This window comes from Microbacterium sp. cx-55 (genome assembly GCF_021117345.1).
GTDB lineage: Bacteria > Actinomycetota > Actinomycetes > Actinomycetales > Microbacteriaceae > Microbacterium.
Map to the genome: position 1 here is coordinate 2,960,810 of NZ_CP088261.1, position 14,333 is coordinate 2,975,142.

General features: G+C 71.6%; 15 protein-coding genes. 4 read left to right on the forward strand and 11 right to left on the reverse strand.

What is annotated here, in order from left to right; all coding sequences use genetic code 11:
* Positions 1 to 90: 90 nt before the first annotated feature.
* The 11 genes from cofD to hemE form a co-directional block, all read right to left on the reverse strand.
* The gene (gene cofD / locus LQ938_RS13925) at positions 91 to 1,059 is read right to left on the reverse strand and encodes a 2-phospho-L-lactate transferase (protein WP_223723120.1); all 969 of its coding nucleotides are present in this window, start codon (positions 1,057 to 1,059) and stop codon (positions 91 to 93) included.
* A gap of 174 nt (positions 1,060 to 1,233) precedes the next feature.
* A complete protein-coding gene (gene hemL / locus LQ938_RS13930; RefSeq protein ID WP_223723121.1) occupies positions 1,234 to 2,556 on the reverse strand; it encodes a glutamate-1-semialdehyde 2,1-aminomutase in 1,323 nt (440 codons plus the stop codon).
* Positions 2,557 to 2,793: 237 nt separating this feature from the next.
* Positions 2,794 to 3,777: a porphobilinogen synthase gene (gene hemB / locus LQ938_RS13935; RefSeq protein WP_223723122.1), complete on the reverse strand. Its 984-nt coding sequence runs from the start codon at positions 3,775 to 3,777 to the stop codon at positions 2,794 to 2,796.
* Positions 3,774 to 4,592, reverse strand: a complete 819-nt coding sequence (locus tag LQ938_RS13940) for a uroporphyrinogen-III synthase (RefSeq protein WP_223723123.1) — start codon at positions 4,590 to 4,592, stop codon at positions 3,774 to 3,776. Before LQ938_RS13940 ends, hemB begins: the two co-directional genes overlap by 4 nt.
* Complete coding sequence (gene hemC, locus LQ938_RS13945; protein WP_223723124.1) at positions 4,589 to 5,572, reverse strand: hydroxymethylbilane synthase; 984 nt, start codon at positions 5,570 to 5,572, stop codon at positions 4,589 to 4,591. Before hemC ends, LQ938_RS13940 begins: the two co-directional genes overlap by 4 nt.
* Positions 5,569 to 6,246: a hydrogen peroxide-dependent heme synthase gene (gene hemQ, locus LQ938_RS13950; RefSeq protein ID WP_223723125.1), complete on the reverse strand. Its 678-nt coding sequence runs from the start codon at positions 6,244 to 6,246 to the stop codon at positions 5,569 to 5,571. Before hemQ ends, hemC begins: the two co-directional genes overlap by 4 nt.
* 72 nt (positions 6,247 to 6,318) lie before the next feature.
* A complete protein-coding gene (locus tag LQ938_RS13955) occupies positions 6,319 to 6,591 on the reverse strand; it encodes a hypothetical protein (RefSeq protein ID WP_223723126.1) in 273 nt (90 codons plus the stop codon).
* A complete protein-coding gene (locus LQ938_RS13960; protein ID WP_223723127.1) occupies positions 6,588 to 6,989 on the reverse strand; it encodes a phage holin family protein in 402 nt (133 codons plus the stop codon). Before LQ938_RS13960 ends, LQ938_RS13955 begins: the two co-directional genes overlap by 4 nt.
* 1 nt (position 6,990) lies before the next feature.
* On the reverse strand, positions 6,991 to 7,422 hold the full coding sequence (locus LQ938_RS13965; protein WP_223723128.1) for a hypothetical protein: 432 nt from the start codon (positions 7,420 to 7,422) through the stop codon (positions 6,991 to 6,993).
* A 100-nt stretch (positions 7,423 to 7,522) separates the two neighbouring features.
* Positions 7,523 to 8,980 carry a protoporphyrinogen oxidase gene (gene hemG, locus LQ938_RS13970; protein ID WP_223723129.1) on the reverse strand — a complete coding sequence of 486 codons (1,458 nt, stop codon included), beginning with the start codon at positions 8,978 to 8,980 and terminating at the stop codon, positions 7,523 to 7,525.
* Entirely contained in the window at positions 8,977 to 10,053 is a 1,077-nt protein-coding gene (gene hemE, locus LQ938_RS13975; RefSeq protein WP_223723314.1) for a uroporphyrinogen decarboxylase, read from the reverse strand. Before hemE ends, hemG begins: the two co-directional genes overlap by 4 nt.
* Before the next feature lie 95 nt (positions 10,054 to 10,148).
* Between hemE and LQ938_RS13980 the strand changes: the two genes are divergently transcribed.
* From LQ938_RS13980 to LQ938_RS13995, 4 genes are all read left to right on the forward strand, one after another.
* Complete coding sequence (locus LQ938_RS13980) at positions 10,149 to 11,471, forward strand: glutamyl-tRNA reductase (protein WP_223723130.1); 1,323 nt, start codon at positions 10,149 to 10,151, stop codon at positions 11,469 to 11,471.
* 51 nt (positions 11,472 to 11,522) lie between these two features.
* Positions 11,523 to 12,098 carry an HhH-GPD-type base excision DNA repair protein gene (locus LQ938_RS13985; protein ID WP_223723131.1) on the forward strand — a complete coding sequence of 192 codons (576 nt, stop codon included), beginning with the start codon at positions 11,523 to 11,525 and terminating at the stop codon, positions 12,096 to 12,098.
* A 149-nt stretch (positions 12,099 to 12,247) separates the two neighbouring features.
* Positions 12,248 to 12,811, forward strand: a complete 564-nt coding sequence (locus LQ938_RS13990; RefSeq protein ID WP_223723132.1) for a hypothetical protein — start codon at positions 12,248 to 12,250, stop codon at positions 12,809 to 12,811.
* A 97-nt stretch (positions 12,812 to 12,908) separates the two neighbouring features.
* Entirely contained in the window at positions 12,909 to 14,294 is a 1,386-nt protein-coding gene (locus LQ938_RS13995) for a glycine--tRNA ligase (RefSeq protein WP_223723315.1), read from the forward strand.
* Positions 14,295 to 14,333 lie beyond the last annotated feature (39 nt).

Genomic DNA, 14,333 nt, shown 5'->3' on the forward strand with positions numbered 1-14,333 from the left:
ACATACGCCGGAGTGCATGATGCGCCCGGCAGCGATATGAGGTAGCTGTGACTGCGCGGCGTCCGCCCGCGCCGCGGCGACGGCGGTGCGTCAGGCCCGGAGCGCGGCGTCCGCGATCGCGGCAGAAGCGTCGACGTCGGTCATCCACAATGGAGCGACGAGCGGGCGGATGCCGACGGCGTCGACGGATGCGGCCGCATCCGCGTCCTCTTCCGCGAGCAGCCACGCGTCGAGGATCCCGTCCTCCGCGCGCGCTCCGTAGTGCGCCGCGACGGCGGCGGCGCTCGTCTCCACGCCGATCGCGGTGAGGCAGACGTCGGCCATGCCCCGCACGACCCGGCCGCCGATGATCGGGGAGACTCCCACCACGCGTGCGCGCGTCGTCCGGAGTGCGTCGCGGATGCCGGGGACCGCGAGGATCGGACCGATCGACACGACGGGATTCGAGGGGGCGACCAGCACGATGTCGGCCCCGGCGATCGCCTCGACGATGCCGGGGGCGGGCACGGCGTTCTCGATGCCCGGGTTCTCGAACGCCGCGGGGGCCAGGGTGGCACGATGGCGCGTCCACCACTCCTGGAAGTGCAGGCGGCCGCCGTCTTCGAGCAGGACGTGCGTGTCGACCTCGGTGTCGGTCATCGGCAGCATCCGGACCCCGAGCGGCCACCGTCGCGCAAGGCGTTCGACGACCTCGGTCACGGTCGCGCCGTCTCGCAGCCAGCCCGTGCGGGCGAGGTGCGTGCCGAGATCCAGGTCACCCAGCGTGAACCACGGCCACCCCGCGCCCCACGCCTGCAGCTCCTCGTTGACGCGTTCGGTGTCGCCGGCGCGTCCCCACCCGCGCACGGTGTCGTTCTGCCCGCCGAGGGCGTAGAGCACCGAGTCGATGTCGGGCTGCAGCCGCACACCGCTCAACCAGAGATCGTCGCCGGTGTTCACGATCACGGTCGCGTCGGGTGCGCCCGTGCGCCGGAGCGCTTCGCGCACCCCCAACGTGAACTTCGACCCGCCGACCCCGCCTGCGAGCACAACGACATGGGGAACAGAGAACGCAGTCACGGGTCCCAGTGTGTCAGCCCCCGCACGCCACCTCGCCCCGCGTGGCACCATCTTCGGGTGTATCCCGTCCGGGGGCACCGCCGCCCCCGGTTCGGGGCACGATCCTGCGGTTGGGGCACGAAGATGGCGCCCCGACCGCACGAATGTGCCCCAAACCCCCGAGGGGGAGAGAGGTCAGCGGCCAGCGGATGCAGCGGCGCGCGCGGCCGCGGGCAGCGCGGCCAGCACCGCGGCGAGGGCATCGTCGTCGTGTGCGGCAGTGAGGAACCAAGCCTCGTAGACGCTCGGCGGCAGCGAGACACCCGCATCCAGCATCGCGTGGAAGAACGCCGGATACCGCCAGGTCTCCTGCGTCTGCGCGGCCGCGTACGAACGCGGAGCCTCGGGCAGGAAGGCCACACCGAAAAGCGAGCCCGCGCGCGGGACGGCGTGCGTGACCCCGGCGATCTCGAGCGACCCCGACAGTGCCGTCGCGATGGCGGATGCGGCGGCATCGACCTTCGCGTACACCTCCGGTGTCGCGAGTCGGAGCGTCGCGAGCCCCGCGGCGACCGAGAGCGGGTTCCCCGACAGGGTGCCCGCCTGGTAGACCGGGCCGACCGGCGCGAGGGCGTCCATCACATCGGCGCGACCGCCGAGGGCAGCGAGCGGCATACCGCCGCCCACGACCTTGCCGAACGTGAAGATGTCGGGCGCGTAGTGCTCGCCGGCCTCCTGCTGCAGACCCCAGAACCCGGCCGGGTGCACGCGGAAACCGGTGAGCACCTCGTCGATGATGAGGAGCGCTCCGTGCTGGTGGGCGATGTCGGCGAGGGCCGCGTTGAAGCCGGGCTCGGGCGGAACGACGCCCATGTTCGCGGCGGCCGCCTCGACGATGACCGCGGCGATCCGATCGCCGTGCGCCGCGAACACCTCGCGCACCTGGTCGAGGTCGTTGTAGTCGATGACGAGCGTCTGCGCGGCGATCGCGGCGGGAACACCGGCGGAACCGGGCAGCGCGAGCGTCGCGACGCCCGAGCCGGCGGCCGCGAGCAGCCCGTCCGAGTGTCCGTGGTAGTGCCCCGCGAACTTCACCAGCAGGTCACGACCGGTGTAGCCGCGGGCGAGTCGGATCGCCGTCATGGTCGCCTCGGTGCCGGTGGAGACGAGGCGCACGCGATCGATCGGGGCGGCGTCGCCGACGCGCACGCGCTCCGCGATCAGGGCCGCGAGCTCGACCTCCCCCTCGGTCGGCGCGCCGAACGAGAGTCCGCGGGATGCGGCCTCCTGCACGGCGGCGACGACCTCCGAATGCGCGTGCCCGAGCAACGCAGGACCCCACGACGCGACCAGGTCGACGTAGCGGGTGCCGGCCGCATCCGTCACGTAGGGTCCCTGCGCGGACGCGAGGAAGCGCGGTGCCCCGCCGACCGACCCGTAGGCGCGGACGGGCGAGTTCACGCCGCCGGGGATGACCCGCTGGGCCCGGTCGAACAGCTCGTCGTTACGGTCGCTCATGGTTCTCCTCATCACGCGTGTCGATCATTGTTCGCCCGACGCGGTTCACGGCCCCAGCGGAGCGCGATGTTCTCTGCGCGAGGCTGGCATCGGGTCTGGCGGGAGCCGCCCGAAGGGCGGCGGGGGCATGGCTCGCGCAGAGAACGTCGCGCGCAACGTGCGGTGCACGAAACCGAATCCTCCGCTGATCTCGGTCGGACCGCACCCGGCGCGCGGGACGGGCCGGCCGAGAGCACGTCACCGCGTCTCGCGCAGCCAACCGGCGGCCTCGACGGCCCAGTAGGTCAAGATCGCGTCGGCGCCGGCACGACGAATGCCGAGCAGCGATTCACTGATCGCTCCGCGGCGATCGATCCACCCGTGGGCCGCGGCGGCCTCGATCATCGCGTACTCGCCCGACACCTGGTACGCCCAGACCGGCACACCGACGGCGGCGCGCACGTCGGCGAGAACGTCGAGGTAGGGCATGGCGGGCTTCACCATGACGATGTCGGCACCCTCCTCGACATCCGTCACGGCCTCTCGCACGCCCTCGCGGGCATTCGCGGGGTCGAGCTGGTACGCCCGGCGATCGCCCTTCAGCTGCGAATCAACCGCCTCGCGGAACGGACCGTAGAAGGCACCGGCGTACTTGGCGGCGTACGCGAGCAGGATCGTGTCAGCGTGGCCGGCGTCGTCGAGCGCCGCGCGCACGTGGGCGACTTGGCCGTCCATCATGCCCGACAGCCCCAGCAGCGGCGAGCCGGCGTCGGCCTGGGCGATCGCCATCGCCGCGTAGCGCAGCAGGGTTTCGTCGTTGTCTACCGCGCCGTCTGCGCGCAGCACGCCGCAGTGACCGTGGTCGGTGAATTCGTCCAGGCACAGGTCGGTCTGCACGACGAGCGCATCGCCGACCTCCTCGACGACCGCGCGGGTGGCCACGTTTAGGATGCCGTCGGGGTCATCGGCCTGCGATCCGATCGCATCGCGCACCTCTGGAACGCCGAACAGCATGATGCCGCCGATTCCGGATGCGGCCGCATCCGCCGCCGCCCGGCGCAGCGAGTCGAGGGAGTGCTGCACGATGCCCGGCATCGAGCCGATCGGCACGGGCTCGGTCAGCCCCTCGCGCACGAAGGCCGGGAGCACGAGCTGGGAGGGCACGAGGTGCGTCTCGCGCACGAGTCGGCGGACCGCCGGCGACTGCCGGAGACGCCGGGGGCGGTGGGTCGGAAAGGTCACGGCGGGAATTCGTCGGCGGCGTGCGGCAGGGCGAACTGCGACACGGCTTCGATCAGGGCCTCGACGGTCTGACGATCGGCGATGACGTCGACGCCGAGTCCGGTCTGGCGCGCGTCCTTCGCGGTGCGCGGACCGATCGCGGCGATGACCGTTTCGGACGGAATCTGCGGGAACTGCAGGTAGACCTGCTCGGCGACCGAACCACTCGTGACGAGGATGACGTTGATGCGACCGGAGGCGACGTCTTCGGCGATGCGGTCGGTGACCGGAACACCGACGGTGCGGTACGCGACGACGCTCCGCACCCGGTGTCCGGCGTCGATGAGGCTGCGGGTCAGCACGGGCTTCGCGATCTCGCTGCGAAGCGTGAGGATGTCGCGGGCCTCGGGTTCGAGGGCGATCATCTGCTCGGCCATGCCCGCAGCGGAGTTGTCGCGGTCGGGCACGAGGTCGACCCGATAGCCGGCTGCCTGGAGAGCGGCGGCGGTGGTTTCACCGACCGCTGCGACCTTCGTGGTGGCCGGAATCACCGCGCGGTACGCGAACAGCACGTCGACGGTGGTCGCGCTGGTCATCGTCACCCAGTCGAACTTGCCCGCCGCGAGGTCGGCGAGTGCCGCCTCGAGGGATGCCTCATCGTTCGTCGGCGCGAAATTGATCAGGGGCGCGACGACCGGAACCGCGCCTTTGGCGCGAAGGGCGGCCGCAACGCCGTCCCCCCAGGGTCCGCCGCGGGGCACGAGGACGCGCCAGCCCGCGAGGGGCTTGTCGGCGTCGTGCCGTTTCACTGTGTCGTGCATGGCTGTGGCTTTCATGGTGCAACCTCGGCTGCCCCCCGGGCGAGCAGCTCACGAGCGATGTCGTCTCCGGTGCGCCAGGCACGCGTGACGGGATCCGCGTCGTCGGCAGTGTGTGCCCCATTGCCACTGCCCGATTCCCCAGCATACCGGTCCGCCATGATCACGGTTCGGTCCAGGCCCACCCTGGCGCTTCCGTCAGGGGCGTAGACGAGGGCGCGCACCCGCAATCCGTCGCCGTGCCACTGCGCGTGCACGCCGACCGGGGCGGAGCATCCTGCGTCGAGTCCGGCGAGCACCGCGCGCTCCGTCGTGATGGCGACACGGGTCCGCAGATCATCGAGTCGGGCGATCGCCTCCCGGAGTTCGTCCGGGGCGTCGTCGCGCGTTTCGACGGCGAGTGCGCCCTGACCGGGAGCGGTCGGCCACTCGGCCAGCCCGAGCGGTTCGCCGACCAGTCCCTCCGCGACATGACCGAGACGGGCGAGGCCCGCGGCCGCGAGGATGACCGCATCCAGTTCACCGGTGCGCACCCGCGCCATCCGGGAATCGATGTTGCCGCGGATGTCCTGCGTCCTGATCCGCGGGTTGCGCATTGCGATCTGCGCCATGCGCCGGGGGGATCCGGTGCCGACGACGGCGCCGGTAGCGAGCGCGTCGAGCGCCGTGCCATCCCGAGTGAGAACGACATCGCGCGCATCTTCGCGCACGGGCGTCGCCGCGATCACCAGGCCGGGCGCCGCGGCGGTGGGCAGGTCCTTCAGCGAGTGCACGAGCAGATCGCACTCGCCCGCGAGCAGAGCCTCGCGCAGACGGGTCGCGAACACCCCGCGGCCGCCGAGCACCGACAGTGAGGCGCGGGAGACATCCCCCTCGGACGTGATCGGCACGAGCTCGACCGGCCGGCCGGCGGATGCGGCGAGCGCATCCGCGATCTGCTGCGACTGCGCGGTCGCGAGGGCGCTGCGTCTCGTGCCGAGCCGGATGGCTCCGCTCACGCGAGCACCTCGGGGATGGCGGACGTCGGGATCCGTCGTCCGGTGAAGAAGGGCACCTCCTCGCGGACGTGACGGCGGGCTTCGGTGTACCGGAGCTCCCGCATCATGTCGACGAGGTCGGTGAGTTCGTCTGCCTCCATCGGCAGCATCCACTCGTAGTCTCCGAGCGCGAAGGAGGCGACCGTGTTGGCGACCACGCCCGTGAACGCGGCGCCCTTGCGGCCGTGGTCGGCCAGCATCCGGCGGCGTTCCTCTTCGGGAAGCAGGTACCACTCGTAGCTGCGCACGAACGGGTAGACGCAGAGCCATTCCTTCGCGTCGACGCCGCGGAGAAAGCCGGGCACGTGCGAGCGGTTGAACTCCGCGTCGCGGTGCACGCCCATCGCGTTCCACACGGGTAGCAGCGGCCGCAGCAGCTCGGTGCGGCGCAGGCGCCGCAGGTCGCGCTGCAATGCCTCGGCCTCGGGGCCGTGCAACCAGATCATCAGGTCGGCGTCGGCGCGCAGACCGCTCACGTCGTAGAAGCCGCGCACCGTCACACCGCCGGCTTCGATGTGGTCGACGATCGCCGCGAGTTCGGCGTCATCCGCCTCCACCACGGGGCTCGAGGGGTCACGGCGCAGCACCGCCCACAGGGTGTACTGCGCGGATGCGGTCTCAGCGGGCGAACTCATGGCTCCAGTCTCTCCCCGGCGTCGGCGCACGGCAAACGCACCCGTCCGTACGAAGGCGTGCCGCGGGGTGGGTCAGCGGATGTATAGGCGGATCGCGCCCCAGACCGCAACCCCGAGGGCGACGGCGGTGCCGACGACGGCGGTCGTGGCGATCGCGGGGTCACGGCGAGCGAACGCGCGGAACTCGGAGATGCGCTTCTCGGCCTGCCGGGTGGCGCGACGCGGCAGGTTGCCCTTCTCCTCGATGGCGGCGAGCGCGGCCTTCAATTCGGCGCGGGCCTTCTCGACGGGATCGGTGATTCCGAGGGGAACGGCGGTGCGGGGAACGGGGATGGGGGAACTCACTGGCCTGCCTCCTTCACCGCGCGCACGTCTTGGGCGATCGATTCTGCGGGGTTGCCCTTGCCGATGCGCTTGAACCGGAAGAACCCGAGCAGTGCCAGCACGATGGCGATGAGCAGCATGGCGCCGAACACGACCAGAGCCGACAGCCAGACGGGCCACCACGACGACAGCCCGGCGATCACGAAGGCGCCGAGCGCCGGGATCGACCAGAACAGCACGAACAGCGCACCGACGACCCAGCCGGCGCCGATGCCGGCGTTCTTGGCCGCCTTCGACAGCCAGGTCTTCGCGGAGGTGATCTCGGCGACGACGAGGTTGCGGACGAGCTCAGGGATCTCGCCGACGAGAGTCAGCAGGCTCTCGTCGGACTTGTCGCGGAAGCCTCGGGGCGTCGTCATGTCACTTCCCGCTGGCGGAGCCGGTGGCGGGCTTCGACGCAGAACTCGCGCTCCGCGACGCCGCGCTGCGTGCGCCGGCCGTCAGGTCTTTGACCGCCTTCTCCGCCGCTTCCGCGGACGCGTCGGCGGCGTCTTCGATGTCGTCCTTCGCCTGATCGCCCGCGTGGATGGCGGCGTCCAGACGCTGACCCGGTGTGCCCTTGGTCGTCGCGGCCTTCGACACCTTGACGGCGCCCGACCAGAGTGCGCTCGGCACGGCGAGCAGCGCGGACTTTCCGAAGTCCTGCACCTTCGCGACCTGCTTCTGCACCGGATCGAGGTTCCAGACCTTCTCGGCCTGCTCCTTGATCTGTTCGTAGCGCTGACGCCCGGCACGGGTTCCGAGCACGTAGCCCGCGGCCAGTCCGAGGACGAGTCCTGCCTTGCCCCTCATGGGGTCTCCTCACAGTCGGGGTGGATGGAGCTGAATCTGCCTCACACAGTAGCCGCCGTATTCCTCGAACGGCATCCGCTTGACAACGTCCGCATCCGGATCAGTCCGCGCGGGGTGCGGAACCCATCGATCCGAACAGCGCCGCGCGGCGCACGCGGTCGGCCTCGCCGATCGCGTCGGGCACGACCTGGGCGAGACCTGTGCCACTGAGCCACGCGCCCACCGCGCCCAGCCCGGGCACGGCGCGGATCGCTCCGCGGGCGGCGGCCATCGCCGCGGCCCGCCCGATCACGGAACCGGGCTGCGACTGCACGTACCGCTCACGGTGGGCACCGCGCAGCTGCGTCGCGTCGAGCGGAACACCCAGCAGCACGGATGCCTCGCGGAGCGCGAGTGCGGCCGCATCCGCGTCATCGAGCGTCTCGGTGGCGGGCGCCTCGCCCTGCGCGCCGAACGACACCCGCACGACGTGCACGCCCTGCCCCGCGGCGCGAGCGACCCAGTCCCACTTCGCGGTGGCGTGGGTCAGCGCCTTGGCCTGCGAGGAGTGCGGCACGGTGAGCACTCCGTTGCCGCGGGGGTGCGCATCGAGAACGGATGCGGCGAGCACGAGCGTCACGATCTCGACCACGGGCGCCTCGGCGGTCCGGGCGTCGAGCGCGGGCACGAGAGGCGTCAGCATCCGCCGCGCCTCCGCCTCGGGGACGGCCACGATCACGACATCGGCGGGGACGTCGTCTCCCGCGCGGACGACCCACGCGTCGTCGACGCGATCGATTCCGGCGACCGGCGTCTCCGTGCGGATGTCGACGCCGAGAAGCGTGAGCTGGTCGATGAGAGCGTCGACCAGCCGCGTCATCCCTCCGTCGAGACCGGCGACCGCACCGCCCGGCACCACCCGTCGGCCGCCGCGCAGCTGCGCCACGGCGCCCGTCAGGGAACCCGCCCGGGTGAGCGCGGCATTCAGCCCGGGAGCGGCGATGTCGACGTCGATGTCATCGGGGCGCGCCGAGTAGACGCCGCTCGTCACGGGCGCGACGAGCCGGTCGAGCACCTTCGCGCCGAGCCGCGAGCGCACGAGAGTGCCGAGGCTGCGGTCGTGCCCGATCGTGAGGGGCGGGCGAAGGCGGTCTAGGTAGGCGCGCCACACGCCGCCCCAGCCGATCACGCGCCGGACGGCCGGATCCCACGGGTTGTCGGGGATGCCGAGCACGCCCCCGGCCGGCATCGGCGCGGCGCCCCCGCCCGGAAGCCCGGTCACCCACGCCCCGTGCGCCGACGGTGACACGACGGCGTTCGCGAGCCCGAGCTCGTCGATCAGGGCGCGCACGTGGCCGCCGCGGGTCGCGTAGCTCTCCGCTCCGACATCGAGGCGCAGCCCGGCGACCTCGGCAGAACGGAGCACCCCGCCCACCCGATCCGAACCCTCCAGCACCGTGACCGGCATGCCGACCTTCGCGAGTTCGAGTGCGGCGACGAGGCCGCCCACTCCCCCGCCCACGACGACGACCCGGGTGTCTCGCGCGTGGGCGATCAACTCGGGAAGCGGCTCGGTCACGCCGAGACCTCGTGCGCGAGCGCGACGATGCGGGTCAGGACGTCGGGATCCGTGTCGGGGGGTACGCCGTGACCCAGGTTCAGGATGTGCGCGCGGGCCGATGCGCCGCGCGCGATCACGTCGCGGACGTGCGCTTCGACGACGTGCCACGGCGCATGCAGCAGCGCCGGGTCGATGTTGCCCTGCACGGTGATGTCGGGGCCGAGCACCGCGGCAGCCTCATCGAGCGGAGTGCGCCAGTCGACGCCGACCGCATCCGCCGTACCGTCGAGGCGCATGTCGCGCAGCAGGTGCGCCGTGCCGACGCCGAAGTGGATGCGCGGGGTGTCGATGCCGGCGAGCGCCGCGCGCGAGTGCGGGGCGACGAACGCGCGGTAGTCCGCCACCGACAGCGATCCCGCCCACGAGTCGAACAGCTGCACGGCCGAGGCGCCCGCATCCGTCTGCGCGCGAAGAAAGGCGTGCGACACCCGGGCGAGCCAGCCCGCGAGCGCGTGCCACGACTCCGGGTCGGCGTGCATCATGGCGCGGGCGCGCAGGTGCTCCTTCGAGGGCCCGCCCTCGACGAGGTAGGCCGCGAGCGTGAAGGGGGCTCCCGCGAAGCCGATGAGCGGTAGGTCGCCGAGCTCTCCGACGACGATGCGCACAGCGTCGCGGATGGGCTGTGCCGCCGCCGCCACCTGCTCGGGATCGACGGCGACGATCTTCGCGACATCGGATGCGGTGCGCACCGGGTCGGTGAACACCGGGCCCCGGCCGGGCTCGATCTCGACGGCGATCCCCGCGAGGCGGAGCGGTACGACGATGTCGCTGAAGAAGATGCCCGCATCGACGCCGTGGCGGCGCACCGGCTGCAGCGTGATCTCGGCGGCGAGTTCGGGCGTGAGGCACGCGTCGAGCATGTGCGTTCCCACCCGCAGCTCGCGATACTCCGGCAGCGAGCGACCCGCTTGGCGCATGAACCAGACCGGGAGCCGGTCGGTGCGCTCGCCGCGGATGGCGCGCACGAGGGCGGAGGCGGACGGCCCGGCGGGGGCGGGCGCGGAGTCGACGACGGACGAGGACGGAGGCAGGGAGCTCACGCCGACATCCTCGCACTGGTCCCTGACCGGGCGCCCGGATGCGGGGGCCTCCGCCGCCGCCGCGGAGCCGGGCGTAGAATGTGGGGGTGCTGCTGTGTGTGAGCGCGAGTCACAAGACCGCGTCCTTCGACCTCCTCGAGAGGCTCAGCATCCACACCACCCCGATCGCCCCGCTGATCGCCTCGCACGACGAGTGCGTGCAGGGTGCCGTGGTCATCGCGACCTGCAACCGGTTCGAGGCCTACGTCGACATGGACGAGCCCGTCACCGCGGCCGGTGCAGTGGCCCTCGAAGCCGCCATGACCGCAATCGAGAACGCGACCGGAGTCGCGGCCGATGAGCTCACGTCGTCGTCGCGGGTGATCTCCGGCGACGCGGTCGCCGAGCACCTGTTCGCCGTCGCCGCGGGTCTCGAGTCCGTCGTGGTCGGCGAGGGCGAGATCGCCGGGCAGGTGCGACGCGCGCTCACCGAGGCGCGTTCGGACGGCACGACCTCTCCGGAGCTCGAGCGTCTCTTCCAGCGGGCGTCCGAGGCGCAGCGCGACGTGAAGAACGCGACGGCGCTCGGACGCGCGGGCCGCTCGCTCGTACGCCTCGCTCTCGATCTCGCGACGAGCCGCATCACCGACTGGAGCCGTCAGCGGGTGCTGCTCGTGGGCACCGGCTCGTACGCGGCCGCGACCCTCGCCGCCCTCCGCGACCGCGGCGTCACCGACGTCACGGTGCATTCGCCCTCGGGCCGCGGCGAGAAGTTCGCCCACAAGCACGCCATCGCCTGGGCCGACCGTGACGCCTACCCGTCGGCGGCGCGAATGTCGGACCTCATCATCACGTGCACGACAGCCGAACACCATGTGCTCGACGCCGCGATCCTCGGGGGCGGCGCCACGGGCGCCGCCGGCTGCCCGGTCGGGCGCGAGGGCGGACGCCGTCTCGTCATCGACCTCGGCCTCCCCCGCAATGTCGACCCCGATGTCGCCGGCGTCCCGCACACCGATCTACTGGACCTCGAGACGATCCGCCTGCACGCCCCGCTCGAGGAACTGCAGGCGACGGATGCGGCGCGCGCCCTCGTGCAGGACGCGGCCCGGCGATTCGCGGTCGTCGGCGAGCGCCGCACGCTCGCGCCGGCGGTCGTCGCGCTGCGCTCGCACGCGACGGCATTGCTCGAGTCGGAGATCGAGCGCGCTCGCGCGAAGGGCGACGACGGCCGCACCGAACAGGCCCTCCGGCACCTCATGGGCCGCCTGCTGCACACCCCGACGATGCGCGCGCACGAGCTCGCCGAGCAGGGCCGGGCCGACGCCTACCTCGACGCACTCGACGCCCTTTTCGGCCTGCAGGTCGATGCCGCATCCCTCTCGATGGACAGCCCCGCGCAGGACGACCGCACCGATCTCGCCGGCTGAGAGCTGCGGGCATAGCACTCCGACGGGCGCGCCCGGTGGGACGATAGGGCGATGACGCTGCACATCACCGACGACGCCGCTGCCGACGACCTGCTCACCAGGAACCCCCTGGCGCTTTTGATCGGGATGCTGCTCGACCAGCAGGTCGCCATGGAGACCGCGTTCGCGGGACCGCTGAAGATCCAGGAGCGCATCGGCGCGGTGGATGCGGGAACGCTCGCGGAGTACGACCCGGAGAAGTTCGTGGCGGCGTTCGCCGAGACCCCGGCAGTGCACCGATACCCGGGCTCGATGGCGGGGCGCGTGCAGCAGCTCTGCGCCGACCTCGTGCAGAACTGGCACGGCGATGCGGCCGCCCTGTGGACGGAGGGGCACCCGACCGGACCCGAAGTCCTGAAGCGCCTGAAGGCCCTGCCCGGATTCGGCGAGCAGAAGGCGAAGATCTTCCTGGCGCTCCTCGGTAAGCAGTGCGGCTTCGCGGGCGAAGGGTGGCGGAAGGCCGCCGGCCCTTACGGCGAAGAGGGCTCGTTCCGCAGCGTCGCCGACATCACGAGCCCCGAATCCCTCGCCGAGGTGCGCGAGAACAAGCGTGCCGCGAAGGCTGCGGCGAAGGCGGCGAAGGGCTGATCGCCGGGACGCTCAGCGGACTCAAAGCGTGCCTCCGGTTACCCTGAACGCATGCCGCTTCCGGGGGAGGCGCCGTCACCGGCGCGCGAAAGAACCCACTCACACCACCCCGCTGCGCGCACCCTCCGAGCACGCCCGCGGGTGACCAGATGACGCGGCGGCACGCCGCATCCGGGGCGATCGCCCTGCTCGCCGTGGCGCTCGTGCTCACCGCGTGCAACGCGCAGCCCCGCCCGGCACCGAGTGCGACGGCGCTTCCGAGCGGTGTCACCGCGACCCTTCTGCCCGCGACTCCCGCGCAGACGGCGGACGAGGCCCGCGTCTGGATCGTGAATTCGACCGCGGCCGACCTCGCTCTCACCCGCCTGCGCATCGACGCCCCGGTCTTCGAGGGCATCGGCCGCAAGGCCGACGGCGGGGCGATCGAGGTCGCCGCCGGCAAGAGCGCCGAGATCGTGATCACCCTGCCCGCGATCAACTGCAACGCTGACCGGCCCGCATCCGCGGTCCCCACGACCGACGCGACGCCCGAACCCACCGGCACCCCGGATGCGGCGGCCACTCCCGCGGCGACCCCGGCACCGACCGCAGCGCCCGACCAGACCACCGCAACGATCGGGTTCGCCCTCGGCGCGGCGATCGGTGTCGCTGTCGAAGAGCTCGACGACCCCGAGGGCGTCATCGCCGCCCGTACCGCCGCCGCCTGCGACTGACCCGCCGATCCGGCCGAACCCGGCCGACTAGAATCGAAGCATGCGACGCCATCGGCGTCCGCCTCCCCGCGCCTTTCTTCCGACCATTGGAGCCACCGTGGCCGAGCAGTCCCGTCTCGACAAAGTCATCGCCCTGGCCCGCCACCGCGGGTTCGTCTTCCAGGCGGGCGAGATCTACGGCGGCTCCCGCTCCGCCTGGGACTACGGCCCCCTCGGCACCGAGCTGAAAGAGAACATCCGTCGGCAGTGGTGGCAGACGTTCGTGCGCGGCCGCGGCGACATGGTCGGCCTCGACTCGTCGGTCATTCTGCCCAAGCGGGTGTGGGAAGCATCCGGGCACATCGCGACCTTCACCGACCCGCTCGTGGAGTGCCTGCACTGCCACAAGCGGTTCCGCGCCGACACGCTGATCGAGGACTTCGAGGCCCGCAAGGGTCGCGCGGCCGAGAACGGCCTGCTCGACATCCCGTGCCCCAACTGCGGCACCAAGGGTCAGTACACCGAGCCGAAGGCGTTCTCCGGCCTCGTGAAGACCTACCTCGGGGTCGTCGACGACGAGTCCGGCCTGTACTTCCTGCGCCCCGAGACCGCCCAGGGCATCTTCGTGAACTTCTCGAACGTGCTCACCGCGAGCCGCAAGAAGCCGCCATTCGGCGTCGGCCAGGTGGGCAAGGCGTTCCGCAACGAGATCACCCCCGGTAACTTCATCTTCCGCACCCGCGAGTTCGAGCAGATGGAGATCGAATTCTTCACCCCGCCGGCCGAGGCCGACGAGTGGTTCCGCCACTGGGTCGAGGCGTGCTGGAACTGGTTCCTCGATCTCGGCATCGACCCCGAGAACATGCGCCAGTACGACGTCCCCGAAGACGACCGGGCGCACTACTCGGCGGGCACGATCGACGTGGAGTACCGCTTCGGCTTCCCGGGCAAGGAGTGGGGCGAGCTCATGGGCGTCGCCAACCGCACCGACTTCGACCTCACGAACCACTCCGAGGCATCCGGTCAGAGCCTGTCGTACTTCGACCAGGCCAGCGGCGAGAAGTACGTGCCGTTCGTGATCGAGCCGTCGTTCGGTCTCACCCGTTCGATGATGGCGTTCCTCGTCGACGCGTACCGCGAAGAAGAGGTGCCGAACGCGAAGGGCGGGGTCGACACCCGCACGGTGCTGAAGCTCGACCCGCGCCTGGCTCCCGTCAAGGTCGCGGTGCTGCCCCTCAGCCGCAACGAGCGACTGTCGCCCATGGCGCGCGACGTCGCCGCCGACCTCCGCACCGACTGGAACGTCGACTTCGACGACGCCGGCGCGATCGGTCGCCGCTACCGCCGACAGGACGAGATCGGCACACCGTTCTGCGTGACGGTCGACTTCGACTCGCTCGACGACCGGGCCGTCACCGTACGCGACCGCGACACGATGTCGCAGGAGCGTGTGCCGCTCGACGACCTGCACACCTACCTCGCGGAGCGTCTGCGCGGCGCCTGACCTCATCCGAAGTGGGCTCCCTGCGAGAAGGCAAGGGGC

Coding starts and splice junctions, on each gene's coding strand:
- LQ938_RS13940 (WP_223723123.1), bottom strand. CDS start 4,592: ATGAAAGCCACAGCCATGCACGACACAGTGAAACGGCACGACGCCGAC.
- LQ938_RS13960 (WP_223723127.1), bottom strand. CDS start 6,989: ATGACGACGCCCCGAGGCTTCCGCGACAAGTCCGACGAGAGCCTGCTG.
- hemL (WP_223723121.1), bottom strand. CDS start 2,556: ATGAGCGACCGTAACGACGAGCTGTTCGACCGGGCCCAGCGGGTCATC.
- LQ938_RS13965 (WP_223723128.1), bottom strand. CDS start 7,422: ATGAGGGGCAAGGCAGGACTCGTCCTCGGACTGGCCGCGGGCTACGTG.
- LQ938_RS13990 (WP_223723132.1), top strand. CDS start 12,248: ATGACGCGGCGGCACGCCGCATCCGGGGCGATCGCCCTGCTCGCCGTG.
- hemQ (WP_223723125.1), bottom strand. CDS start 6,246: ATGAGTTCGCCCGCTGAGACCGCATCCGCGCAGTACACCCTGTGGGCG.
- LQ938_RS13985 (WP_223723131.1), top strand. CDS start 11,523: ATGACGCTGCACATCACCGACGACGCCGCTGCCGACGACCTGCTCACC.